This is a genomic window from Thalassospira australica (assembly GCF_044790785.1).
Taxonomy (GTDB): domain Bacteria; phylum Pseudomonadota; class Alphaproteobacteria; order Rhodospirillales; family Thalassospiraceae; genus Thalassospira; species Thalassospira australica_A.
Map to the genome: position 1 here is coordinate 2,032,246 of NZ_CP085258.1, position 26,212 is coordinate 2,058,457.

The following is a 26,212-nucleotide window of genomic DNA, read 5'->3' on the forward strand; positions in this document are numbered from 1 at the left end:
AAACCGGCGGCGAATGCGTCCTTGATCCCAGACACAGCCATCACAAGGACGGCGCCATGAGCTATCCGCACCGACCCTATGGTTACGATCCGGCCCATTGCCCTGTGATGGGCTTGGTGCCGATCCGGCGATCACGGCAGCCCGTTACGATTGATTATACGTCCGATGATGGCGCGGAAACTGGGCGAGGCGGTAATGCGACGCCACGCAACAATGCTGCAGCCACGATAGGGCGGATTGCCTTTCCGTTTGGCGACATTGGCGCCAATAAGTTTGGCAGCAGTGATGTAGAAAACATGATCGATTACGTTGTCGCGACACGGCAAGGATGGCGGGCATCACTTGTGATGCGAACTTTCCTGCGCTGGTGGCGCAAGGATGACGAACTTGATGCCGATGCCCGGATGAGAAAGACATCGGATGCGATTGTCATGCTGCTTGCGCTTAATCAGGGGCGCGACGGCTTTGTGCATGGTTATCTTTCCGATCTTTCTGGCGGGCGTGATCATTTGGACAGCACGCAGCGTGCTTTTTTCCGGTCACTTCGGGTGGCCGCCATTGCATTGGCCCTTTCACCGATATTGCTTGTGTTATCTGTGATGCTGTTCTTGCAGGCAGATCAAGTAGTCAGTGCCGGGAACGGCAAACTGTTTGGATTCAGCTATGATCTGTTATTCTTTGTTGGCAGTTTTGGCGCGATTGGTGCATTGGTCAGCATAATGATGCGACTGGGCAAGGATGTCGACTGGGCAGAAATGGAACCGGCGTCGGTTTTCTTCAACTTTTTATTCCGACCGTGCCTTGGCTTTTGTTTCGCGCTGATCGTGTTGCTGGCATTGCGCGCCGGTATCCTGCCGATCCCGCTTGATCAGCTGCACAATATTTCCGACATGGATCAGATCGGCGCAGTTGCCGGTGCCGGGCAGCAGATATCCATCGTGCTTGTGCTGGCATTCCTGTCGGGATTCAGCGAACGGTTAAGTTCGGCACTTGTCAAACGGGTCGAAGACCGGGTCGATGCGGACTAGGGTGGAGGCCCGCATCCCGTCATGTAGCCTATTTTTGGCCGAGATGGCGTTTAAGGTATTTGCCGGTATAGCTTGCCTCGTTGGCCATGATGGCTTCAGGCGTGCCAGAACCTACCAATTGCCCACCACCATCGCCACCTTCGGGACCGATATCGATGATCCAGTCGGCGGTTTTGATGACATCAAGGTTATGCTCGATCACGACCACCGTATTGCCCTGGTCGACAATGGTGTGCAGAACTTCCAGAAGTTTTCGGATATCGTGGAAATGAAGCCCTGTGGTCGGTTCATCAAGGATATAAAGCGTTCTGCCGGTGGCCCGCTTTGACAGCTCCTTGGCAAGCTTTACGCGCTGCGCTTCACCGCCCGAAAGAGTGGTTGCCTGCTGCCCCAGATGGATGTAACTCAGCCCCACCTGTTTCAGGGTTTCCATCTTGTCGCGAATGGACGGTACGGCCTTGAAGAAGTCAGCACCTTCTTCAACTGTCATATCAAGAATATCGGATATGGATTTTCCTTTAAACGATATTTCCAGCGTTTCGCGATTGTATCGTTTGCCCTTGCACTGATCGCAGGTAACATAAACGTCGGGCAAGAAGTGCATTTCGATCTTGATCACCCCATCGCCCTGACAGGCTTCACACCGCCCACCCTTGACGTTAAACGAGAAACGTCCGGGCTTGTACCCGCGTGTTTTGGCTTCGGGCAGTTGCGCGAACCAGTCACGGATCGGTGTAAAGGCCCCGGTATAGGTGACCGGGTTGGAACGCGGGGTGCGGCCAATCGGGCTTTGATCGATATCGATGATTTTGTCGATATGTTCGATGCCGGTGATGGTGTCATGGGCACCGGGATGATTGCGCGCATTATGCATCCGCTTGGCAAGCGCCTTATACAGCGTTTCAATGACAAGGCTGGATTTGCCGCCTCCCGAAACACCTGTAACGCAGATGAATTTACCAAGCGGGAATTTGGCGTCGACATTTTGCAGGTTGTTGGCGCGTGCGCCCTTGATTGCAATCGATTTGCCATTACCCTTGCGGCGTTCCTTGGGAACAGCGATTTGTTCAACCCCGACAAGGTACTTGCCGGTCAGGCTGTTCGGGTTCTGCTGGATTTGTTCCGGTGTGCCTTCGGCAACAATGCGGCCACCATGTATCCCGGCACCCGGGCCCATATCGACGACATAATCGGCGGCACGAATGGCGTCTTCGTCATGTTCAACAACAAGAACGGTGTTGCCCAGATCGCGAAGACGTTTCAGGGTGTCAAGCAGTCGATCATTGTCACGTTGGTGCAGGCCAATGGACGGTTCATCAAGCACATAAAGAACACCGGTCAAGCCTGAGCCGATCTGCGACGCCAGCCGGATGCGCTGGCTTTCGCCACCTGAAAGGGTGCCAGATGTGCGTGACATCGACAGATAATCCAGCCCGACATCCCGAAGAAAGCGCAGACGATCATTGATTTCACGAAGAATACGTCGCGCGATTTCGGTTTCTTTTTCGTTCAGCTTGCTTTCAAGGGCCTGGAACCAATCGGCGGCTTTGCCAATCGAAAGGTCGGTAATTTCCGAAATCGTACATTTGTCGATCTTTACGGCCAGTGCTTCGGGTTTCAGGCGATGGCCTTCGCAGGTCGGGCAGCTTGAAACCGTCTGATACTTCGAAAGTTCGTCGCGTGCCCACTGGCTGTCGGTTTCGCGCCAGCGACGTGACATGTTGGGGATGACGCCCTCGAACGGGCGGGAAACCTTGTAGCTGCGCGAACCGTCATCATAGGTCACCGTGACATCTTCATCACCCGAACCGTACAAGATGATGTCCTGTGCAGTTTTCGGCAGCTTTTCCCATGCGACATTGGTCTTGAAGCCGAAATGCTTGGCGACCGCCCGTAGGGTTTGAAGATAATATTTCGAGGTGGTGCTGGCCCACGGCGCAACGGCACCGTCGTCAAGGCTTTTTCCTTCGTCCGGGACGACCAGTTCCGGGTCGAATTCCATCTGGGTGCCAAGACCATCGCAAGCCGGGCAGGCGCCAAACGGGTTGTTGAACGAAAACAGGCGTGGCTCGATTTCTTCTATCGTAAAGCCGGAAACCGGGCAGGCGAACTTTGCCGAGAACACGGTTGTTTCGCCGGTTTTGGCATCTTCGGTCAGGACGATACCGTCTGTCAGTTCAAGGGCGGTTTCAAAGCTGTCTGCAAGGCGGGTTGCAATCCCTTCCTTGACGATCAGACGGTCAACCACGACCGAGATATCGTGCTTTAGCTTTTTGTTCAGTTCAGGCGCTTCGTCGATGTCATACATTTCGCCATCGATCTTGACGCGCTGGAAGCCGCGCGTGCGCAGATCACGCAGTTCCTTTTTGTACTCGCCCTTACGTCCCCGAACAAATGGTGCCAGCAGATAAAGCCGAGTGCCTTCGGGCATTTCCATAACGCGGTCAACCATCTGCGATACGGTCTGGCTTACAATCGGAAGACCGGTTACCGGGGAATAGGGAATACCAACGCGCGCCCAGAGAAGACGCATGTAGTCATAAATTTCGGTGACCGTTCCCACAGTCGAACGCGGGTTGCGCGATGTTGTTTTCTGTTCGATGGAAATCGCAGGAGACAGGCCGTCGATATATTCCACATCGGGTTTTTGCATCAATTCAAGGAATTGACGTGCATATGCTGACAGGCTTTCGACATAGCGGCGCTGTCCTTCTGCATAAATCGTATCGAACGCTAGCGAACTTTTGCCCGATCCCGACAGGCCGGTGATGACCACCAGTGAATCGCGGGGCAGTTCAACATCGATATTTTGCAGGTTATGTTCTTTCGCACCGCGAACCGAAATTTTCGTCAGCATGTCGGGCCTTTGTTCCTGTAATGTTCGGAAAAGGTATAGAGGAGCCAAACCTGATACGCAAGCGCGCCCCTGACAGTTCCTGTCAGTATCTGTCAGGAGTAGTTTATTTTTGCCGCAGCGCAAGATGATGTACGAAAAAACCCGCCGGAAAAACCGGCGGGTTGATCTGCTTTGGGCAATCCATAAAGGATCAGCCTTTGGTAACCGAACGGCCGGTTGCCCCAAGATCCTTGAAAGCTTCTTCGAGGCGTGCGGCCATCGAAATTTCGGCTTCGCGAACCCATACGCGCGGGTCGTACTGTTTTTTGTAAGGCTGATCGGTTTCCGGATCGACCTGATATTTGAACGCACGTGCATTGGCTTCGACATACTCGCCAACCGGGCGCGCATAGGCAAACTGGGTATCGGTATCGATATTCATCTTGAAGACGCCGTAACTGACGGCTTCTTCGATTTTTTCTTTTTCCGAACCCGAACCGCCATGGAACACGAAGTCCAGCGGACGGTCGCCAAGGTTATGCTTTTCTGAAACGTATTTCTGGGATTCCAGAAGGATTTCCGGGCGAAGCTTTACGTTGCCCGGCTTGTAAACACCGTGAACGTTACCGAATGCCGCCGCGACCGAGAAATGGCCAAGCGGGGCAAGACGGCGATAGGCTTCTTCGACTTCTTCGGGACGGGTATAAAGACGCGGATCGATTTCTTCGACACTGGTGTCAAGGTCATGGCCGATACCGTCTTCTTCACCGCCGGTCACACCTAGTTCAATTTCTAGGCTCATCTCGATCCGAGACATGCGTTTAAGGAACTCTTCGCAGGTCGAAAGGTTGTCTTCGAGCGATTCCTCGGAAAGATCCAGCATATGGGAGCTGTAAAGCGCCTTGCCGGTTTCGGCATAGGCCTTTTCGCTCCATTTCAGCATCTCATTGACCCACGGAACGAATTTCCGGTTTGCGTGGTCGGTATGCATGACGACAGCAACACCATAATACTCAGCCAGAAGCTGGGCGTGACGTGCTGCCGATACAGCGCCCAAAACACGGGCTGCTGCGGCGTCCTTGATGCCCTTGCCGGCAAAGAACTGCGCACCACCATTCGAAAGCTGAATGATGATGTCAGAGCCGGCATTTGCAGCGGCTTCAAGGGCGGCATTCATCGTGCTGGACGATGTGATGTTGACGGCGGGAAGGGCGTAACCGTCCTGCTTGCAGGCAGCGACGAGGTCACGGTAGGCAGAACCGGTAACAACACCGGGTTTAACGGAAGGCATGTGGGTACTCCTCCTGGGGGTCAGAGTATTATTGTTTCCCCCGTGCGCACCGACTGATCCGCAGCGAGGGCAATCCGTAAGGAGCCCAATGCATCTTCCATATGCTGCGTAAGGTCAAGGTTTTCCGTTATAGACTTTAGGAAAAATTGCTGTTCACGCAGACACAGGCCGTCGTGATCGGGCTCGTCGTCTGTGCGGATGATTTCGTCAGATTGTGTAAATTTTCCGGCAGCATCTGTGGCAGCATGGTGAAGCTTTAAGGCATTCGTTTTTGTGTGGGTGTCGATATCGGCTGAACCGGCACCTTTTTCTTCAACATCGGTGATGGAAACGCAGCCTTTCGGTCCGATCACATCTTTGACGAAAAAGGCGGTTTCGCTGATCATCGGCCCCCACCCAGCCTCGTACCAGCCAACTGAACCGTCATCAAAACGCACCTGCAACTGACCATAGTTATACATTTCAGGTGCAACTTCATCGGAAAGGCGCACACCGATTGCACTTACTGATACCGGTTTTGCACCGGTCATCAGGCACATCATATCCAGATAGTGCACGCCGCAATCAACAATCGGGGAAACGCTGTTAAGTAACCGTTTGTGGGTTTCCCAGAAGGCGCCGCTGCTTTGCTGGTTCAGGTTCATGCGCATGACGAGCGGCTTGCCGAGTGTCTTTGCAACTTCAACGAACTTTGCCCAAGACGGATGATGGCGCAGGATATAGCCGATCACCAGTTTGCGGTCATGCTTTTTAGCCGCATTTACCACACGCTCGGCATCTTCGGCGGTCGCTGCCAATGGCTTTTCAATAAAGACATGCGCCCCGGATTCAAATGCGGAGATAGCGAAGTCGGCGTGGGTTTCTGTGTAGGTATTTATAGAAACTGCATCGGGTTTTGTTGCCGCCAGTGCAGTGTAAAAATCGGTAAATTGCGGGTAGGTGGCAAAACCATTCGGAAGGGTTTCTACCGGAATTTCAGATCGGGTGCACAGTCCGACGATTTCGTATCCGTCAAGCGCGTGATAGGCCTTGGCATGGGATAAACCCATATTGCCAAGACCGACGACAAGGATACGAACCGGTTTCATGTAGTGCCTCCTAATTAGTTCTTAGTGCCTTGTTATAGCGATATTATTCTACACCCTTGATCCAGCTGCGCGTGACGTTGTAGTCATCATCAAACAGGATCATATCGGCCTGATAGCCCGGTGCGAGGTGCCCCATGATATCATCGAGTTTCAGGAATGCAGCAGGATACAGGGATGCCATGCGAAGGGCTTCACCAAGATCGATGCCGACCATTTCAACGCAATTCTTAACCGCAGCGATCATATCGAGGTCCGATCCGGCCAATGTACCGTCAGCCAATGCGCAGCGTCCATCGGTAGCAATGATTTCCTCGCCACCCAGAACAAAGCGTTTTTCGTTTGCTCCGACCGTTGGCATGGCGTCGGTCACCAGCATGATCTTGCCTTTAGCCTTGGCGTGAATGGCAACTTTCAGAACGGCAGGATGTACATGATAGCCATCTGCGATCAGTCCGCACCAAGTGCTATCATCGGCCATCGCCGCACCCGCAACACCGGGTTCACGGTGGGTCATCGGGCTCATGGCATTAAACAAATGCGTGAAGCCCCGCATGCCTTCGGCAATGGCAGCCTGTATGTGGCTATAAGTGCCCGCGGTATGACCGGCGCAAACCAGAACGCCATGATCGGTCAGCTTTTTAATTGTGCCTTTGGCGGCCTTTTCCGGGGCCATGGTCACCAGAATGCGACCGTTGGGCAATCGGGTAAGCAGATCAATAGCGTCATCTTCCATCGGGCGGATGATGGTCGCGTCATGCACGCCTTTGCGTTCGGCATTCAGGTACGGGCCTTCCAGATGGATGCCTACAATGCCCGGCACTTCCTGATTGATTGCATCGGCGACGGCCGTAATCGCGGCTTCCATTTTGTCGCGGTGATCGGTGATCAGGGTCGGCAGCATGGCCGTTGTGCCATATTTGCGATGACCTGCCATGATCGCGCGAATGCCGTCGACATTCGGTTCGTCATTAAGCAATACACCGCCGCCGCCATTGACCTGAACATCGATAAGGCCCGGAGCAAGTGTCTGATTTTCTGCATCAATTACTGCAATATTTCCCGGAATGTCGCGGCTTTCAACAATCGCATCGACCTTGCCGTACCGAACAATGACAGCTTTGCCGTTATGGAAATCTGTACCGTCAAAGACACGTGCATTGGTAATGGCAAAATCGGTCATCAGTGCGTCTCCGTGACTTTGGACAGGTGTGGCGGCGCATCAGGATTGCAACCACGTTCCAGAGCAACATGTTCTGCCAGCGTATAGAATGTCTGGATCATCGCGATGGGGGCCAGAAGCGGGTGGATATCCTCGACCACCGGAAGATGACCTTTGATATCGGCATGGCCGGTTTCGGCCGCAAACAGGTTATCGGTTTTCGCCCGCATTTCTTCGAGGAAACCCTCTACACTCTCGCGCGACGCATCCTGTTGGGAAAAGACCAGCAACGGGAAATCCTTGGTCACCAGTGCCATCGGGCCGTGTTTGACCTCTGCCGCGCTGAAAGCTTCGGCATGTAGGCTGCTGGTTTCCTTGAATTTTAGGGCGGCCTCCTGTGCGATGGCGAAGGCCGGACCACGACCGATCACATAAAGACCGTTTGATTTTGCAATTGCATCGGCGGCATCAAGCCAATCCTTGCCAAGGGCCTGTTCCAGCGATGCGGGCAGGGTGGCAAGCGCCTTGTTAAAGGTGGAATTCCGAGTCCAGCGCCCAACGATCTGCGCGATGGCGGACAATGTTGCAATATAGGATTTGGTGGCAGCAACACTGCTTTCAGGACCCGCCATCAGCGGGATAACGTGATTGACCATATCGGCCAATGGGGAATCGACTACATTGACCAATGCCACGGTGCGGGCACCCGCATCACGGGCGGCCTCGGCATTTTTAACCAGATCCGGGCTTTTACCTGATTGGGATACGGCAATGAACAGGGCATCCTTGCTGGCGATTGACCGCTTATAGATCGAAACGATAGACGGGGCCGCAGATACGACCGGAATGCCAAGCTGGCTTTCAATCAGATATTTGGCATAAAGCGTTGCGTGATCGGAACTGCCGCGCCCGCAGGTCACAACGAATTTCGGCGGATTGGCGCGAAGGTCGGTGACCAGAGCATCAATTGCAGCCTTGTTGTGATCAAGCTGCTTGGCAACGATGGCCGGGGCTTCGGCCAGTTCGCGGCCCATCTGGGTTTTCGCTGTCCAGCGTGTGCTCATATCGAGTGTTTCCTCAAACTTTTGGGACGACGTGCAACGCGATCATTGTCAGCGTGTGTCGACCTGCATTTCGGCGATGAAGTCGTAACTGTCGCCTCGATAATAGGAACGGGTGAATTCGACCGGTGTACCATTGGCAAGGAAGGAGCGGCGTTCGATATAAAGGGCTGCACTGCCACCGGGCACACCAAGGATTTTGGCGGTTTCGTCATCAAACAACTCAGCACGAAGACGCTGAAGGGCGCGTTCAGGCTTTTTGCCATACGTCGCCAGCGCATCGTAAAGCGATTTTTCTACTTCATCGGGGCTTGGCAGGAAGGCGCGCGGCACGACTGCGTATTCGAGCGCCATCGGCTTATCATTGGCCGTGCGTAAACGCCGCAGCCTTGTTACCTCTGTACCCGGCGAAAGATTAAGCGCCATGGCTTCTTCGGGAGAAGCATGGCCAAGGGTTTTTTCAATCCAGATCGCACCGGGATTCATGCCGCGCGTGATCATGTCTTCGGTAAAGGATGTCAGGCGCGAAAGGGCCTGTTCAACGCGAGGGGCAACAAATGTGCCCGCACCATGACGCTGTACAAGAACGCCTTCCTCGACAAGGGCGCGCATGGCATTGCGGACGGTAACGCGGGAAATGCCAAGTTCGTTGGCCAGATCGCGTTCGCTTGGCAGTGCGTCATCGACTTTCAGGATACCATCATCAATTACGGCTTTGATTGCCGTTTGCAAACGGCGATAAAGCGGGCCGTGGCCGATATTTTCGATGTCCCGCGCATGCAGGCTTGCAATAACGTCAGCTGTACTGATCATGCGTGCATCACCTTTTGGTGTTTCCTGGCCATGATGATTGCCCCATGCAGGGCATCGTTATGTGCCGGAACCAGATGTGACCGGATATCATCGGGCATGCGTTTTGCCATCTGTTCGGCAAGGCCGCCCATCAAGCTCAGCCTTTTCGCCCCGAATTCCTGAAGCTTGCGCAAAATGTTGCGATTAGCTGTTGCAGCAACATCAATGATGGCGGCGGCAGCCGAGTCACCGTGGCTGTCCGCGTCGAACACCATCGGGCAAAATGCGCCATAATCTGCCGGTCGTGCTTTCTCGGCGAAGGCAACGATTTCTTCGGGGTTGTTGTTGAAATGCAGCATGACGGCGCGCGTCAGTTCGGATGGCATTACCAGATCTTCGTGAGCGAGAAGGGCTGTTTCAATTGCAGAACGGCCAATACGGGCACCACTTCCGATATCTGAAATCTCGAACCCCCAACCGGCAAGTGCCAGCTCTCGATCTGCGACAATTGCCTGTCCGCACGTCCCGGTTCCAACAATCAATATCCCACCATCACCCCCATCATGCGCACCAAGGCATGCCGTATAGGCATCCGTCGCGAAACAGGCACTGGCGAAAGGATGCTTATAGGACTCGGCAAGTTTGCGTTCGCGCTCAAGTGGCAAGCCGGCTAATCCCAGACCGGCGTGCAAATCCGAAAGGCGGTCATCGGGAAGGCCGGATTCTTTGAGCGCCATCGTCGCGGCGGCAATGATTTCACCAAAGACATGGTCGATACCAAGGCGGGTGTTTGCCCCGCCGCGCGTTGCTTCACCAAGGGTATCGCCCGAATTGTTTACAATGCGTGCCCGACAGCGCGTGCCGCCACCATCAATGCCAAGGTAAAGCTTTTCTTTTTGTGTATTCTGCATTTCGACCATCCCTAACTCACAGGATCATAGCAGAGTGGTATCATAAGAAGCAATACCAATATAAATCCACTGGTTCTGTTGATGGTCTCATTTTGGCATTATACAAATAGGGTGAAAGCTATAATAGGAAATTCAAAATGTGACTTATGTAACTGAAAAATAATACATTAAGCAATGATTTGGTGTTGATTTTGACAATTGATCAGGAAGTATCTTGCCTTGCTGGTATCATAATGGTATTTAATTGCTGGAGGGAGATTGGAAAATGGCATCACGCACTGAAGAATTTGATATGCGCTTTGCCGGGTTGGATCAGTGGTCCGACGCCGATTTCCTTATGGCTTTGTGGGAAGGCCAGATGCGCGCGGTCGCATCGCTGGGTCCGGTCCTGACGGATTTGGCAACAGCTGCAAACGGGATAGCACATCGCCTGGGCCGTGGCGGGCGTCTTGTTTATGTTGGTGCCGGAACTTCCGGCACGGTGGCCTGGCAAGATGCCAAGGAACTTGGCGGAACGTTTGGCTGGCCCGAAGACATGACCATCGTCATGCTGGCGGGTGGCTTGCAAAGCGAACCGGGCGCCTTCAATTCCGCCGAAGATGATATAAAAGCAGCCGAAGACGAGATTGTCCGATATCGCATTAGTGAAGGTGACGCGGTTATTGCCGTCGCCGCCAGTGGTTCGACACCTTATACACTGCGCGCGGTTGAACTGGCTCGTGAACGCGGTGCCTATACTGTGGGTATCTGCAACAATCCAGATGGCAAACTTCTGAGCGCGACCGAATGCGGCATTTTTCTTGATAGCGCACCCGAGGTTATCGCCGGCTCAACCCGTATGGGGGCAGGAACCGCGCAGAAGGCCGCTATCAATATCCTTTCATCGCTTGTCATGAGCAAGCTGGGGCGACTTTTTGATAATCTGATGGTTGGCATGCGTGCCGAAAACATCAAGTTGCATGATCGTGCAATCCGCATTACGGGGCATATTGCCGGTTGCGATGCGAGGAATGCCGAAAATGCCCTTGAAAAAGCACAGTTTGATATCCGCACCGCGGTCCTGATTGCTAAAGGGCATGGGACCGCGAAAGCCAAAGAAATTCTTGCGATGTTTAACGGAAATCTCCGGGCAGCGCTTGAGTATAAGGACTGACATCTGCAGGGATAGCAGTCCGCCGACATTGATCAGAGGAGGCATAAATGTCGAATAAAGTGTTTGCAAAAGGCCTGGCAGCGACCCTGGCGGCAAGTGTCGCCCTGGTCCCGTTGATGGCATCTGCTGGCGAACTCGTGATCGAGAGCTGGCGTAACGACGATATCGATATCTGGAATGATCAGATTATTCCGGCCTTTAACAAGGAATACCCTGAAATCAAGGTGACTTTCTCGCCGACCCCACCGACCGATTACAACGCGCTGATCAATGCGAAATTCGCTGGCGGCACGGCTGGTGACCTGATCACGTGCCGTCCTTTCGATGCATCGCTTGAACTTTACAAGCAGGGTAATCTTGCACCGCTTGATGATATCAAAGGCATGGACAATTTCTCGAATGTTGCGAAGTCTGCATGGCAGACGGATGACGGCTCGGTCACCTTCTGCCTGCCGATGGCATCAGTTATTCATGGCTTTATCTATAACAAGGAAGCCTTCGAGGCAGCCGGTGTAGAAGTACCGCAAACCCGTGAAGAATTCTATGCCGCCCTTGATAAAATCAAGGAAGAAGGCAGCTATATCCCGATGGCAATGGGCACCGCCGATCAGTGGGAAGCCGCAACCATGGGATTCCAGAATATCGGCCCGAATTACTGGAAAGGCGAGGAAGGCCGTAAAGCCCTGATCGATGGTAGCCAGAAATTCACCGACCAGCCTTATATTGATACCTTTACCGAACTGGCAAGCTGGGCAGATTATCTGCCGGACGGTTATGAAGCCACATCCTATCCGGATGCGCAGAACCTGTTCTCGCTTGGTCGTGCGGCAGTTTATCCGGCTGGTTCGTGGGATATTTCGTTGTTCAACAGTCAGGCTGAGTTTGAATTCGGCGCATTTCCACCGCCCCCGGCAGAGGAGTCGGATACCTGCTATATCAGTGACCATACTGATATTGCGCTGGGCTTGAATGCCAAATCGCCGAATGCTGCCGAAGCGAAGTTATTTCTTGAATGGATGACCGGTTCGGAATTTGCGTCCCTTTATTCGAACGCGTTGCCAGGATTCTTCTCGTTGTCGAACCATAAGGTCGAAATCGGCGACCCGGTTGCCAACGAGTTCGTCAGCTGGCGCCAGAAATGCGAGTCAACCATTCGTAACTCGTATCAGATCCTTTCACGCGGCACGCCGAACCTTGAAAACGAGCTGTGGAACATTTCCGCACAGGTTATCAACGGAACTGTTACCCCGGAAGAGGCAGGCAAAGCCGCCGAATCCGGACTTGCGAAGTGGTATGCTCCGCATCAGTAAGGCCTGAATACAGATGGCAGGCGATTTCTTGCGCCTGCCATCCTTGTATCTGTCGGATATCCTGCAGTTTAGAAAATCACGCCGATTGACAAACCGGGCGGACAGGACTGCAATCAGGCGCTCAGATGAACGCTTTCGACCGGGGCGCGTTCCCCGTACGCTTAATCTCAGAAAGACAGGATAAGGTATGGCGCATTCCGGGCCCATGACCGATTGGCGCAAGGCAAAATTGCCAGTGTTTGCCTTTCTGGCACCAGCGACGATCATCTACACATTGTTCATGATCTATCCGCTGATCGATTCCATTCGGCTTAGTTTCTACACTACACCCAGCGGCGGGGAGATGGCCTTTGTCGGTCTTGATAACTATCGGACCATACTGGGTGATCCGGACTGGTCAGCGACCTTCTGGAACAGTTTCTGGAACAATATGAAATTCTTTGCGGTTCACATGCTGGTGCAGAACCCGATCGGGATCGCGCTTGCGGGTATTTTGAGCCTGCCGCAACTAAGGTTCCGCAATACCTATCGCACGATGATGATCATGCCGACCATGCTATCGGTGGTAATTGTCGGTTTCATCTGGCAGTTGATCCTGAGCCCTGTCTGGGGAGTGGGTGTCGATATCCTTGATATTTTCGGGCTGAAATCCCTGTTCGGTCCATGGCTGGGCAAGGAGGGTTCGGCGCTGATCACGCTTTCCTTTATCTCGGTCTGGCAGTGGGTCGGCATTCCGTTGATGTTGATTTATGCTGCTCTTTTGGCGATCCCTGATGACCTTGTCGATGCGGCAATTGTCGATGGTGCGACCCATTTTGAAGTGTTCATGCATATCAAGCTGCCGCTTGTTCTGCCGACAATTGCGATGGTTTCCATCCTAACATTTGTCGGAAATTTCAATGCGTTCGATCTGATTTATGCCGTAAAGGGTGCGCTTGCCGGGCCCAATTTCTCGACCGATATCATGGGTACCTTGTTCTACCGCACATTCTTTGGCTACCAGTTGCAGCTTGGTGATCCAAGCCTGGGGGCGACGGTCGCGTCACTGATGTTCCTGATCATTCTTGCCGGTGTTCTTTTCTATCTGTTCGCCGTACAGCGCCGTCTGGCGCGCTATCAGCTGTAAGGAGGCGGCAAGATCATGATGACTAAAAATATCCGTCGTGAAGACATGTCGCGTGCCGTGATCGTGCATGCGATCCTAATGACCTACACGCTGGTGGCGCTGTATCCGATCTTTCTCGTGATCATCAACGCCTTCAAATCCCGTAAGGGGATTTTCAGCGCCCCTATGAGCCTGCCGAACGCTGAAACCTTCAGTCTTGAAGGCTTCACCAAGGTTCTGGCGAGATCGAATTTCGAGTTGTTTTTCTTTAACAGCTTCACCGTAACGGTCGTGACCATCGTCATTGTTCTGCTGCTTGCTTCCATGGCGGCCTGGGCGCTTTCGGAATACAAGTTTCCCGGCAATACCTGGCTTGCGCTGTATCTGGCGGTTGGCATCATGGTGCCGATCCGGCTCGGGTCGGTTTCAATACTGAATCTGATTGTTGAATTGGGTCTGATCAATACGCTGACCGCCCTGATACTGGTTTATGTTGCGCAAGGATTGCCGCTGGCGATCTTTATCCTGACGGAATTCATGCATCAGATACCCAAGGATCTGAAAGAAGCCGCCCGTTGCGACGGGGTCGGTGAATTCAAGATTTTCTTTGCGGTTATCCTGCCGCTGATCCGTCCGGCCGTGGCAACGGTGGCCGTATTTACCATGATCCCGATCTGGAATGATCTGTGGTTCCCGCTGATCCTCGCACCGGGTGACGGCAAGCAGACAATCACACTGGGTATCCAGCAGTTTATCGGTCAGTACGTTACCGACTGGAACGCGGTTCTGGCGTCGCTGAGCCTCGCGATCATTCCGATCCTGATCCTTTATCTGATTTTCTCCCGACAACTCATTCGCGGCCTGACATCTGGCGCGGTGAAATGAGTATGGGTGTGACAGGAGCTTACCTAAATGGCTGATTTGAAACTGGACCAGATACGCAAAAGCTATGGCGCTGTTGATGTGCTGCATGGCATCGATCTGGATGTGAAGGACGGCGAGTTTGTCGTATTTGTTGGACCGTCAGGCTGTGGCAAATCGACACTTTTGCGCATTATTGCCGGTCTGGAAGATATCACTGCGGGTGATCTGATGATCGACGGGGATATCGTCAACACAAAAAGCCCGCGCGACCGCGGGATTGCGATGGTGTTCCAGTCCTATGCGCTTTATCCGCATATGACAGTCTATAAAAATATGGCGTTCGGCTTGAAGCTGGCCAATCACGACAAAAGCGCGATCGACCAGCGAGTGCGAGAAGCCGCCCGCATTCTGCAACTTGACAAGCTGCTGGATCGTCGTCCTTCTGAATTGTCGGGCGGGCAGCGTCAGCGTGTCGCAATTGGTCGTGCCATTGTGCGTCAACCGAAAGTTTTCCTGTTTGACGAACCGCTATCGAACCTTGATGCCGCCTTGCGTGTCCAGACGCGCCTCGAAATCGCCAAGCTGCATCAGGAACTGAAATCGACGATTGTCTATGTCACGCATGATCAGGTCGAAGCCATGACGCTTGCCGACAAGATCGTTGTGATGAATGCAGGCAATGTCGAGCAGGTCGGATCGCCGATGCAGCTTTATCATCACCCGCAAACCCGTTTTGTCGCCGGCTTTATCGGTTCGCCCGCGATGAATTTCACCACCGTGCATATCGATGCGGTCGAGCAGGGCAAGGTGACGGTTACTGTCCCCGGTGGTGCCAAGGCTGTCTTGCCGTTCGATATACCTGCCAGTGATGTTGGCAAAGATGTTGAGATGGGTATCCGCCCCGAACATCTTTCACTGGGAGAGCAGGGGACGGTATCGGTTACCGGAGAAGTCGACGTTGTCGAGAAACTTGGCGACTCTACCTATTTGTATCTGAAGCTTGCCAATGGCGACCGTTTTACGGTTCGTGCGCCAGGCCATAGCCGCGTTAAAATCGGCGAAACCATCAATGCCGCGGCGGAGGCCGGAGCGGCCCATCTGTTTGACCCGAATGGGCAGGCCTATGCCAAGCTTGAATGTCCGGCAGAATACAGTGCGGACGATTAGGGCTTTTCTTCCAGATATTTAGATACGAAGGGTAGCTATTTGGGCTGCCCTTTTTCGTTCATAGACTGATGACGTTGCATCTCAGCAGCCCGAAAAATTGTTGCATAAGTTTAACTTGCGGAAAATCGGTTTTGGCGGCGAGAATTGAAACGAATTGTTCAAAAGAACGAAAAATGATCGTTTTTGCTTTCGTTTCAACAGAGTTTCTTGCGATACTGGTGCTGTCCCGGAACGTTACCAGTGCCTTAGAATGCATTGACGCCGGACAAGGGAAGTGCCGTCACGTCAACAGAGAGGTAGAATAATGTCGAAAAAGCATGGCGCACTGCGCGGTTCTCTGCTCGGGCTTACCGCCCTTGCCGGAATGGTGATGCTTGGCACAAACGCACAGGCCGAAGAACTCCGCTTGCTGACTTGGGGCGGATATGCTCCGGATGATGTCGTCGAGATGTTTGAAAAAGAGACGGGCATTGATGTCGAGGTTACGCTTTCAAATAACGAAGACATGATTTCCAAACTGCGTGCAACGGGTGGTGGCGGTTTCGACCTTGCACAGCCGTCGCAGGACCGCATTTCCGGTGCACAGCTTGAATATGGTATTTACAAGCCAATCGACATTTCCAAAATTGATGCTGCCAAATTCATCCCCTCGATGCTGGAAGCGACCAAGAAAAATACTACGCTTGACGGAGAAGTTTATGGTGTCCCGCATGTCTGGGGGACCAGCGGCCTGATCGTTGACACGACTAAAGCTGGTGACGTCAAAGATTATACCGATCTTTGCAATGCCGATATTTCGGGCAAAGTTTCCTATCGCCTCAAACGTCCGACCCTGATCGGTTTTGCCTTTGCAATGGGTATGGACCCGTTTGCGGCCTATGGCGATGAAGCCAAGTATCAGGAAATTCTTGATGCCGTTGAAAAGAAACTGGTCGAGTGCAAGCCGAACGTAAAAACCTATTGGGAAGGGGGCGATGCGCTTCTGAATCTGGTGCGTTCCGGTGAAGTGGTTGCCGCGATGGCATGGGATACCGGCGGCTGGAAGCTCAATAACGATAACGCCGATATCACGTTTGTTGCCCCGGCATCGGGAGCATTGGGCTGGATCGATACCTTCGTGCTACCGCGCAAATCCGAAAACGAAGATGCCGCCTATAAGTGGATCAACTTCGTTATGCAGCCTGAAATTGCTGCCAAAATTACCGCAAGTGCTGGTAACTTTACTGCATCGAAGGGAGCGGACGAGTTTGCCGACGACAAGCTGAAGGCACAGTTCCAGAACAGCTTCCCGGCAGAAGCCCTTGATAACATTAAATGGTATCCGACGGTTCCGGCTGGTCTGGAAACCCTTGAAGGAAAAACGCTTGACCGTGTGAAAGCAGCACAGTCGTAAGCCAAGCAATTCTGATCCTGTTTGGATCGGATGATATTGTCCCCGGCAGAAGCTGCCGGGGACATTGCATTTTTCCTTTCTGTGATGACCGGCATCAAACGGACATCGGTAATTCATTTCATGCAGGCTCCTATGGCAGATCAATTCGACCTTGAATGTCGCGACGTGGTCAAAAAGTTTAATGCTTTTACCGCGGTAGATTCCGTCTCGCTCGCGATCCCAAAAGGCTCTTTCTTTTCCATCCTGGGGCCAAGCGGCTGTGGCAAAACAACACTTTTGCGCATGTTGGCCGGGTTTCAGGCTCCGACATCGGGCGATATCCTGATCAATGGATCATCGGTACTCGGTGTACCGCCAAACCGTCGACCGGTGAATATGGTGTTCCAGCATCTGGCGCTGTTTCCAATGATGAACGTCGCGGAAAACGTGGCATATGGCCTGAAACGCCGCGGCACTGACCGGGCGACAATTGAGAGAAAGGTTAATGATACACTGGCGCGTGTGGGACTGCCGGATGCCGGGTCAAAGCAGGTCAGTCAGCTTTCAGGTGGCCAGAAGCAACGCATTGCAATCGCACGTTGCCTTGTGCTCGATCCCGCAGTGTTGTTGCTTGACGAACCATTGGGCGCGCTTGACCTGAAATTGCGTGAACATATGAAGGTCGAACTCAAGCAGTTGCAGCATGAAATAGGCACGACATTCGTTTACATCACCCATGACCAGTCCGAAGCACTCGTGATGTCAGATCAGGTAGCGGTTATGAATGCTGGCCGGTTCGAACAGGTCGGCGCCCCGCAGGACCTTTACTACAACCCGCAAACAGCTTTTGTTGCAGGGTTCGTGGGCGAAAGCAATCGCTGGAAAGGGACTGTTGGCACGACGCAAGGCAATCAGATTGTGATCAACTTAGCAACCGGTGGCTCGATACTGGCATCCCGTACAATCCATCCGGCATTGGCACAAGGGCAGTCGGTTGATGTTTTTGTTCGCCCAGAAGCCATTGCGATTGACGGGCAGGGCAAGACCGATAATGCAGTCGCTGCAAAGGTCGAAAACGTTCTGTTTAATGGTGCCGCCAGTAGCGTTCAGGTTCGTGACAGTGCGACCGGCCACGAAATGACAGTGGCGCTGCCTCAAACCGGTGCATTTGCCAACCTGAAAGCCGGTGACGCGGTCAATTTGACCTGGGGCACCGAACAAACCCGCTGCTTTGTTACGACAGGAAAACAGGAGGCCGCAGCATGACGACCTCTGCGCCTGTCAGTAAAGGTGGTACGGTGAGTTTCGGTGCATTGTTGCTCGCCATGCCCTTGTTACTCTGGCTGTTCTTGCTGGTGATCCTGCCACATATTGATCTGCTTTTAGTGTCGTTGCGCGAACGGATTTCATACGGCAAGTATGAATTCAGCCTGATCAATTATATCGAATTTTTTGTCGAGCCACTTTACTGGAACACTTATGTCCGGACGGCGGTGATGTCGACCCTGGCAACTGGCCTGACTTTGGTGATCGGTTTCCCGGTTTCCTATTACATTGCCAAGGTAATAGGGGGAAAAGGCAAGAATGTTCTGTTTTTGCTGTGCCTGATCCCGTTCTGGGTATCGGAGCTGGTGCGTACCTTCGGCTGGATGATCCTGCTGCGGGAAAGCGGCGTGATCAGCAATTTCCTGCAATGGGCAGGGATCGCGGAAGGCCCGGTCGAAATGCTTTACAATGATGCGGCCATCATGGTCGGGCTTGTTTATACATCAATGCTGTTCATGGTTGTGCCTCTGGTGTCGGTACTCGATAGTCTTGACGACAGCCTGATCGAAGCCGGATACGACCTTGGCGGCAATGCCTTTACAGTGACGCGTGATATTGTCATTCCGCATGCCATGCCCGGTATTGCATCGGGCTGCATAATTGTTTTCATGCTGACTCTTGGTAACTACCTGACGCCCAACCTTTTGGGCGGCAAGGATAGTCTTTGGTTCACCGAACAGATTTATACCCAGTTCATTACCCGCTTTAACTGGGAATCCGGATCGGCATTCGGGTTCCTGTTGCTGGTTCTGTCATCTCTGATTGTCTGGTGCGGTTTGAAAATGAGCCGCCAGACACTTTCAGAAACCGTGAGCTAAGGAGGAAGCGGCCATGATTCCAAGCATTCCCCAGCCGCGTTTCTATAAAGGCATCTATGCGAGCTATATCGCGCTGTTTTTCATCTATCTCAGTGCGCCATTGATTGTTGTTGGCGTCTTCGCCTTCAACGACAGCCTGTTTCCATCCATGCCGTGGGAAGGCGGGACGCTGCAATGGTTTTTGGGCAATGAAGGTCCCTATATCGGGATATTCAACGACAGCAAGCTGCTTGAAAGTGTTGGAGTTTCCGCCTTTGTCGCCTTCTGGGTGACCTTGTTGTCGGTCATTGTCGGGACATGTAATGCATTTCTGTTTGAGCGAGCGCAATTTCCGGGAAAAAACCTGCTTTATGTGATCGCATTATCGCCGCTGGTTATTCCAGGGGTCATTCTTGGTATATCGATCCTGGTTTTTTCCAATGCCATTGCAAACGGGGTAGAAGAAGCCATTGGCTGGGATCTTGATTTCCTGCGACCGGGCCTGTTTCTGGTGATCATCGGCCAGTTCGCGTTTATCACAACCATCACGACTCTGGTGATTTCCGCGCGCCTTCGGAAATTTGATATCAGCCTTGAAGAAGCCGCCCTTAACCTTGGCGCAACCCGGCAGGCTGCCCTTTGGACGGTCACCATTCCGTTCCTGAAACCGGCTTTGGTCGGAGCAGGCATTGTTGCATTCCTGATGTCGTTTGAAAACTTCAATACAACCCTGATGCTGGTCGGGTCGGACGCGCCATTGACGATTGCGATGTTTGATCGGCTCAAGCAGGGATCGACACCTGTTCTAAATGCGCTGTCATTATTGCTGATGTTGGTTTCCGGCGGTCTGGCGTTGCTTTCGGTGTTTGTGCAGCGGGATAAAAACACTGGCTGAAGAGGGCAGGGTTTGCGATTGGAAAGCATGTTCGCGAATGAACATTAAACGGGCGGCTTAATGGCTGCCCGTTTTGCATATCCAAGTGAAACTTCTGCACTGTAGTGTTACGAATGCATGGCGTCGTAACAATTGTGAAAATGCCAGAAATGCTAGGAAAATGGAGGATGCGCAGAATCGCCGTAAGTCAAGGACAGTTATGATGATTGAAAGTCTTTGCAAGATGTTCGATTTATGAGATGTTCATCTGAACATTTGAAGGGGTCGAATGCAAATAAAAAACTAGAAAACGGCGGTTTATAAGGTTATTTCGCGCATCAAAAGTAAATTTCCGAAAACTGTCACTTGAGGAAACGTCCCCCTCGAATGAAAACAATTGCGTTGCGTCAAACTGATCAACAGGCGGTGTGGCGCGTACAAGTTTTTATTTGGGAGATAGAAGATCATGTTTCGTAAAACCCTGATGGCTGCAGCAGCCGTGTTTGCCCTTGGCAGCACCGCCAATGCCGCAACCGAGATCACGTGGTGGCACGCAATGGATGGCGCACTTGGGGGTGTTGTTGATCAGATTGCTGCCGATTTTAACGCCAGCCAGGACGAGTACAAAGTTATTGCTGTCAACAAAGGCGGCTACGAAGATACGATGACAGCCGGTATTGCGGCATTCCGTGCGAAAAACCAGCCGCACATCATTCAGATTTTTGACGCCGGTGCTGCAACCATTATCAACGCAAAGGGTGCCACCTATCCGGTTGAAGACCTTATGCAGAAATACGGTGTCGGCTTCGACATCAACGATTATATCCCGGGCGTTCGTTATTTCTATGCGGACTCCAACGACAAAATGATCGGCATGCCGTTCAACAGTTCGACCCCGCTGCTGTATTTCAACAAGGATGCGCTTGCCAAAGCCGGTGTTGAAGTGCCGAAAACCTGGCAGGAATTCGAAGAAGTCGCGCCGAAGCTGAAAGAAGCAGGCTACGAAGGCCTTTCTGAGTCGCACAGCCCGTGGATTTTCTTTGAGAACTTCATGTCCCGTCACAACCTGCAGATGGCAACAGCCAATAATGGTTATGATAGCACTGATGTAAAACTGCTCTATAACAACGATGCGCTGAAAGATCACTGGCAGCATCTCAAAGAGTGGAAAGATGCGGGTTACTTCGGTTATTACGGTCGCGCATGGGGTGCAAACCAGGATGCCTTCCTGCAACAGAAAGCCGCAATGTGGATCGGTTCGTCCGGCTCGTTCGGGGGACTGAAACAGTCCGCACAGTTCGAATTCGGCACATCGACCCTGCCATATTGGGAAGGTCTTGGTGATGCACCCAAATCCACCTTTATCGGCGGCGGTTCGCTGTTCGCCTTTGCCGGTCATACCGATGAAGAATATAAAGGCGTTGCCAAATTCTTCGAATTCCTGACCAAACCGGAAACCCAGTATTACTGGCACAAGGAAACCGGCTATGTTCCGATCACCACGGCTGCTTACGAGCTGGCCAAGAAAGACGGCTACTACGAGGAAAGCCCGGACGCCGAAGTCGGAATCCAGCAGCTGTCTGAAGAAGGTGGCGAGTGGACAAAAGGTTACCGTCTTGGTTTCTATGTCCAGATCCGTGAAGTCATCTATCGTGAAGTCGACAAGATGATGAATGGTGAAGCAACCATCGATCAGGCATTTGCCGCGATCGAAGAAGAAGGCAATGCGTTGCTGAAACGCTTCAACGACACCTATTCGAACTAATCAGCACTTCGCTGACAGGGCGGCTTCAGACAGCCGCCCTGTTTTTCGATTCCTGGACCAGTCTTGGGGTTGCGTCAGCAATGAAACGCGTACAATTCGGGCATAGCCCGATTCCATACTTTTTTATCGCACCGCAAATTTTGATTATTGCGATATTTTTCCTGTGGCCTGCGGCCCAGGCAGTTTATCAGTCTTTCCTGCTTGAGGACGCCTTTGGCCTGTCTTCGCAATTTGTCGGGTTCCGCAATTTCAAAGATGTGCTGGCCAGTGGGGCCTGGTTGCAATCTGCGATCTTTACGGCGGTATTTTCCTTCCTTGTGGCGTTCTTTTCCATCGCCATCTCACTTTTTTTGGCCGTGCGTGCGGACGAAGTGATTCGTGGGGCGAAATCGTACAAAACGCTTCTGATGTGGGGCTATGCCGTTGCACCGCCTGTGGCGGGCTTGCTTGGCAATATGCTGTTCAATCCGCTGATGGGGGACCTTTACAAGCTGTTCAACAGTTTCGGTTTTGAGTTCAACCACATCCAGAATGCCGGGGATGCAGCCTTTGTCGTGACGCTGATTGCGGTCTGGAAACAAGTCAGTGTGAATTTCATCTTCTTCCTGTCGGGGTTACAGGGCATTCCGAAATCCGTGACCGAAGCCGCGACGCTCGATTGCAAAAGCGCCGAACGCCGGTTCTGGACCATCACATTTCCGCTTCTGGCACCGACCACCTTCTTCCTGATGGTGATCAACCTGACTTATGCCTTCTTCGAAACATTCGGGATCATCGACGTTTCGACCAAGGGGTCGCCCGGCGGTTCAACTGCAACCCTTGTTTACAAGGTGTATGTCGATGGTTTCCTTGGCGCGGATATGGGCAGCAGTTCTGCGCAATCGGTGCTGCTGATGATCATGGTGAGCGTGCTGACGGTGTTCCAGTTCCGCTTTATCGAACGCAAAGTGCATTATTAGGGGCGCGCATCATGTATCAGTCAAAATGGCGTTCAATCACCAATCATGTGATCCTTATCCTTGGATCGCTGTTCATGATCCTGCCGGTCTGGATCGCGCTGGTGTCATCTACCCATACCCGTGAATATCTGTTCCAGCACGGTTTGCAGTTCTGGTTTGGCGGGCATTTCATCGAGAATTACGGGGCCATACTGTTTGACCCCGATGCAACAAAGGGACGGGTTACCGCCCTTGAAATGCTATTTAACAGTATGGTGCTTGGTCTTGGCTTTGCCATCGGGAAGGTCATCATTTCAATGATGGCGGCCTATGCGATTGTCTATTTCCGGTTCAGGTTGGCGGTACCGCTGTTCTGGGTGATTTTCTCGACCCTTTTGCTGCCGCTTGAGGTCCGTATCGTGCCGTCTTATGAGGTCGTATCGGAACTGGGTCTGCTCAATACCTATACAGGGTTGATTTTACCATTGATCGCCTCTGCCACGGGAACATTCTTCTTCCGGCAGTTTTACCGTTCTGTTCCCGATGAACTGCTCGAAGCTGCACGTCTGGACGGGGCAGGGCCATTACGTTTCTTCCTCGATATTCTGGTGCCGCTTTCGGTTACCATGATTGCCGCGATCTTTATCATCATGTTTGTCGTCGGCTGGAACCAGTATCTTTGGCCGTTGCTGATGACGACCGATGACCAGCTTTACACCATCGTGATCGGGATCAAACAGGTCTACAACTCGCTGTATGAAGGCGGACAGATCCCGCAATTCCCCAAAGCATTCGCACTGACGATCATGGCAACCATTCCGCCGGTACTGGTAGTGGTGATTTTCCAGCGCATGTTTGTCAAAGGTCTGGTCGAAACCGAGAAATGAGTTCGATCAACTATTTGATATCAGTGATTTAAAGATACACAGATCCGCATACAGGATACGAAAATGGCAACTGTTACCCTAAATCAGGTTGAAAAAACCTACACCAACGGCTTCAAGGCGCTGCATGGTATTGATCTTGAAATTGGTGACGGGGAATTCACCGTTCTGGTAGGCCCGTCCGGCTGCGGAAAATCGACACTTCTTCGCATGATTGCCGGGCTTGAAGGCATTTCAAGTGGCGAGATCAAGATCGACGAACGCGTTGTGAATAATGTCGCACCCGCTGATCGCGATATCGCCATGGTGTTTCAGAACTACGCTCTTTATCCGCATATGACCAATTATGCGAATATGGCCTATGGCCTTAAGAACCGCGGGTACAGCAAGATCGAGATCGATACCCGCGTTCGCGATGCTGCCAAGATTCTGCAACTCGACGATTATCTGGAACGTAAACCGCAGCAACTTTCAGGTGGTCAACGCCAGCGCGTTGCCATGGGGCGCGCGATTGTACGCGAGCCAAAGGTCTTTCTGTTTGACGAACCGTTATCCAACCTTGATGCCAAGTTGCGTGTCGATATGCGACTTGAAATCAAAAACCTTCAGCAACGTCTTGGAATTACATCTGTTTATGTAACGCATGACCAGGTCGAAGCCATGACGCTGGCTGATCGGCTGATCGTTATGAATGCTGGCATTGCCGAACAAATCGGCTCACCGATCGAAATTTATGAAAAGCCGGCCAGTCTGTTTGTCGCGAGCTTTATCGGGTCGCCGTCGATGAACTTCCTTGACGGTAAGGTTGCCGATGACAAAAGCCATGTCGTCCTGGGGGATGGCAGCAAGATTGACTTGGATCATGTTATTGACGCGGGCCGTGATCTTGTAGTTGGTGTCCGTCCTGAGCATTTTACGCTTAAAGTCGATGGCAGCGGCGCGCTGAAAGCCCGCGTTCGCATGATCGAGTCACTGGGGGCAGAAACCCTGATATACTTGGAATTTGGCGAGAAGAATGAAAACGTGACATTGCGCATGCAGGGCACGCATCAGTTTGAAAAGGGGCAGGAACTGTCGCTCGCGACAAGTGCCAATCTTGTGCATTTGTTCGACAAGGAAAGCGGCAAGCGCCTTTGATCTCAAGGTATCGCTGTATCCCTGGTCCGTCGCAAGACGGTCTGCAGCAGCCCCGGCGCATTCATTGTGCCGGGGTTGTTTTATGACTGCAGGAATGCGTAATCGGGTTAATTTTGTCCTTGTTTCAGCACAGCCAAGCGGGTAGTTCCTTGGCCATACAACGCAGGAGCATCACGTGAACGCCGAACAGAAACAGGCCCTTTATCAGGAAGCCGAAAAAGAACTGATCAGCATTACCGAGGGGGAAACCAATGTCACCGCATTGATGGCGACAGTCAGCTGTATTCTTGCACAAAAGTTCGACTATTATTTCTGGACAGGCTTCTATATCGTTGATCCAGCGAAAGAAAGTGAACTGGTTATCGGGCCTTATCAGGGGACTTTGGGTTGCCTGCGCATTCCGTTTGGCCGTGGTGTTTGCGGCACAGCTGCTGCGACGCTCAAAACCCAGGTCGTTGCAGATGTTCATGCTTTTCCTGGGCATATCGCCTGCGACAGCCGATCGAACTCCGAAATCGTCGTACCGGTTTTGAATGCGCAAGGACAGTTGATTGCGGTGCTCGACGTCGATAGTGTCGAGACCGGTTCGTTCGACGATACTGATCGCATCGCACTTGAAACTTTAATACAGCGCATTTTTGCGCAATGATAACTCACCAGTTTCGTACATACGAAACGGCGGACAACACAAACTTTGGAAGATAACCCATGGCTGGCAGTGTCAATAAAGTCATTCTCGTCGGGAACCTCGGCCGCGATCCTGAAATCCGCTTCACCCAGGCTGGCAAAAAGATTGCCAATTTCAGTATCGCGACGTCGGAACAATGGCGTGACCGCCAGTCGGGCGAGCGCCGCGAGCGCACCGAATGGCATCGCATCGTCGTTTTCAACGAAGGTCTGGCCGAGGTTGTCGAGCGCTTTGTGAAAAAAGGCAGCAAGCTTTACATCGAAGGTGTGCTTCGTACCCGCAAATGGCAGGGGCAGGACGGCAAGGATAACTACACCACCGAGATTGTGCTGGAAGGTTTTAACTCGAACCTGACCATGCTCGATAATCGCGGTGAAGGTGGCAGCGCTGGTTCTGGCGGCTACAGTGGCTCGGACAGTGGTGGAGGATACGGCGGCGGTTCTTCTGATCCGGGTTGGGGTAATAGCGGCTCGTCAGGCGGCGGCTCTGCTCCGGCAGGTGCACCGGACCTTGATGACGAAATTCCGTTCTAAAACAATATATTTGGTTGCAATATCCATCTTTGCCCCCGCACATGCTTTTGTCCGGGGGCATTTTTGTTTATGCGTAAAGGTGAAAGGCAGAGCACCCGGTCCTGCGATGTGAGTTCAGCTTCCTCCCCCTGAT

23 protein-coding genes are annotated in these 26,212 nt (G+C 52.5%); 16 read left to right on the forward strand and 7 right to left on the reverse strand.

Features of this window, described 5'->3' with window-relative positions; translation table 11 throughout:
• Window positions 1-56 precede the first annotated feature (56 nt).
• Window positions 57-1,028 carry a hypothetical protein gene (locus LG297_RS09745; RefSeq protein ID WP_404426713.1) on the forward strand — a complete coding sequence of 324 codons (972 nt, stop codon included), beginning with the start codon at window positions 57-59 and terminating at the stop codon, window positions 1,026-1,028.
• Window positions 1,029-1,056: 28 nt separating this feature from the next.
• On the opposite strand, the gene uvrA is transcribed toward LG297_RS09745, so the two are convergent.
• From uvrA to LG297_RS09780, 7 genes are all read right to left on the reverse strand, one after another.
• On the reverse strand, window positions 1,057-3,885 hold the full coding sequence (gene uvrA / locus LG297_RS09750; RefSeq protein ID WP_404426714.1) for an excinuclease ABC subunit UvrA: 2,829 nt from the start codon (window positions 3,883-3,885) through the stop codon (window positions 1,057-1,059).
• A 190-nt stretch (window positions 3,886-4,075) separates the two neighbouring features.
• The gene (gene fbaA, locus LG297_RS09755; RefSeq protein ID WP_404426715.1) at window positions 4,076-5,155 is read right to left on the reverse strand and encodes a class II fructose-bisphosphate aldolase; all 1,080 of its coding nucleotides are present in this window, start codon (window positions 5,153-5,155) and stop codon (window positions 4,076-4,078) included.
• Between the two features lie 20 nt (window positions 5,156-5,175).
• Complete coding sequence (locus LG297_RS09760) at window positions 5,176-6,243, reverse strand: Gfo/Idh/MocA family protein (RefSeq protein WP_404426716.1); 1,068 nt, start codon at window positions 6,241-6,243, stop codon at window positions 5,176-5,178.
• Between the two features lie 43 nt (window positions 6,244-6,286).
• Window positions 6,287-7,423 carry an N-acetylglucosamine-6-phosphate deacetylase gene (nagA, locus tag LG297_RS09765; protein ID WP_404426717.1) on the reverse strand — a complete coding sequence of 379 codons (1,137 nt, stop codon included), beginning with the start codon at window positions 7,421-7,423 and terminating at the stop codon, window positions 6,287-6,289.
• Window positions 7,423-8,466: an SIS domain-containing protein gene (locus LG297_RS09770; protein ID WP_404426718.1), complete on the reverse strand. Its 1,044-nt coding sequence runs from the start codon at window positions 8,464-8,466 to the stop codon at window positions 7,423-7,425. The genes nagA and LG297_RS09770 overlap by 1 nt, the downstream gene beginning before the upstream one ends.
• A gap of 48 nt (window positions 8,467-8,514) precedes the next feature.
• Window positions 8,515-9,276, reverse strand: coding sequence for a GntR family transcriptional regulator (locus LG297_RS09775; RefSeq protein ID WP_404426719.1), 762 nt, complete (start codon window positions 9,274-9,276; stop codon window positions 8,515-8,517).
• Window positions 9,273-10,166, reverse strand: a complete 894-nt coding sequence (locus LG297_RS09780; protein WP_404426720.1) for a BadF/BadG/BcrA/BcrD ATPase family protein — start codon at window positions 10,164-10,166, stop codon at window positions 9,273-9,275. Before LG297_RS09780 ends, LG297_RS09775 begins: the two co-directional genes overlap by 4 nt.
• Before the next feature lie 265 nt (window positions 10,167-10,431).
• Between LG297_RS09780 and LG297_RS09785 the strand changes: the two genes are divergently transcribed.
• The 15 genes from LG297_RS09785 (at window position 10,432) to ssb (ending at window position 26,079) form a co-directional block, all read left to right on the forward strand.
• Entirely contained in the window at window positions 10,432-11,319 is an 888-nt protein-coding gene (locus LG297_RS09785) for an N-acetylmuramic acid 6-phosphate etherase (protein WP_404426721.1), read from the forward strand.
• A gap of 47 nt (window positions 11,320-11,366) precedes the next feature.
• On the forward strand, window positions 11,367-12,629 hold the full coding sequence (locus LG297_RS09790) for an ABC transporter substrate-binding protein (protein WP_404426722.1): 1,263 nt from the start codon (window positions 11,367-11,369) through the stop codon (window positions 12,627-12,629).
• A gap of 187 nt (window positions 12,630-12,816) precedes the next feature.
• The gene (locus LG297_RS09795; RefSeq protein WP_404426723.1) at window positions 12,817-13,755 is read left to right on the forward strand and encodes a carbohydrate ABC transporter permease; all 939 of its coding nucleotides are present in this window, start codon (window positions 12,817-12,819) and stop codon (window positions 13,753-13,755) included.
• A 15-nt stretch (window positions 13,756-13,770) separates the two neighbouring features.
• Window positions 13,771-14,619 (forward strand): carbohydrate ABC transporter permease, encoded by an 849-nt coding sequence (locus LG297_RS09800; protein ID WP_404426724.1) that lies wholly within the window; start codon window positions 13,771-13,773, stop codon window positions 14,617-14,619.
• A 27-nt stretch (window positions 14,620-14,646) separates the two neighbouring features.
• A complete protein-coding gene (locus LG297_RS09805; protein WP_404426725.1) occupies window positions 14,647-15,765 on the forward strand; it encodes an ABC transporter ATP-binding protein in 1,119 nt (372 codons plus the stop codon).
• Window positions 15,766-16,069: 304 nt separating this feature from the next.
• The gene (locus LG297_RS09810) at window positions 16,070-17,158 is read left to right on the forward strand and encodes an extracellular solute-binding protein (protein WP_404426726.1); all 1,089 of its coding nucleotides are present in this window, start codon (window positions 16,070-16,072) and stop codon (window positions 17,156-17,158) included.
• A 132-nt stretch (window positions 17,159-17,290) separates the two neighbouring features.
• Window positions 17,291-18,403, forward strand: coding sequence for an ABC transporter ATP-binding protein (locus LG297_RS09815; protein ID WP_404426727.1), 1,113 nt, complete (start codon window positions 17,291-17,293; stop codon window positions 18,401-18,403).
• Window positions 18,400-19,281, forward strand: a complete 882-nt coding sequence (locus LG297_RS09820; RefSeq protein ID WP_404426728.1) for an ABC transporter permease — start codon at window positions 18,400-18,402, stop codon at window positions 19,279-19,281. The genes LG297_RS09815 and LG297_RS09820 overlap by 4 nt, the downstream gene beginning before the upstream one ends.
• A 13-nt stretch (window positions 19,282-19,294) precedes the next feature.
• Window positions 19,295-20,155, forward strand: coding sequence for an ABC transporter permease (locus LG297_RS09825; RefSeq protein ID WP_404426729.1), 861 nt, complete (start codon window positions 19,295-19,297; stop codon window positions 20,153-20,155).
• A gap of 445 nt (window positions 20,156-20,600) precedes the next feature.
• Window positions 20,601-21,899, forward strand: coding sequence for an extracellular solute-binding protein (locus LG297_RS09830; RefSeq protein ID WP_404426730.1), 1,299 nt, complete (start codon window positions 20,601-20,603; stop codon window positions 21,897-21,899).
• A gap of 80 nt (window positions 21,900-21,979) precedes the next feature.
• Window positions 21,980-22,858, forward strand: a complete 879-nt coding sequence (locus tag LG297_RS09835; protein ID WP_404426731.1) for an ABC transporter permease subunit — start codon at window positions 21,980-21,982, stop codon at window positions 22,856-22,858.
• Window positions 22,859-22,869: 11 nt separating this feature from the next.
• Window positions 22,870-23,724 (forward strand): sn-glycerol-3-phosphate ABC transporter permease UgpE, encoded by an 855-nt coding sequence (gene ugpE / locus LG297_RS09840; protein WP_404426732.1) that lies wholly within the window; start codon window positions 22,870-22,872, stop codon window positions 23,722-23,724.
• A gap of 63 nt (window positions 23,725-23,787) precedes the next feature.
• Window positions 23,788-24,858 carry a sn-glycerol-3-phosphate import ATP-binding protein UgpC gene (locus LG297_RS09845; RefSeq protein ID WP_404426733.1) on the forward strand — a complete coding sequence of 357 codons (1,071 nt, stop codon included), beginning with the start codon at window positions 23,788-23,790 and terminating at the stop codon, window positions 24,856-24,858.
• A 175-nt stretch (window positions 24,859-25,033) separates the two neighbouring features.
• On the forward strand, window positions 25,034-25,507 hold the full coding sequence (locus LG297_RS09850; protein WP_404426734.1) for a GAF domain-containing protein: 474 nt from the start codon (window positions 25,034-25,036) through the stop codon (window positions 25,505-25,507).
• A 59-nt stretch (window positions 25,508-25,566) separates the two neighbouring features.
• Entirely contained in the window at window positions 25,567-26,079 is a 513-nt protein-coding gene (ssb, locus tag LG297_RS09855; RefSeq protein ID WP_404426735.1) for a single-stranded DNA-binding protein, read from the forward strand.
• Window positions 26,080-26,212: the final 133 nt, after the last annotated feature.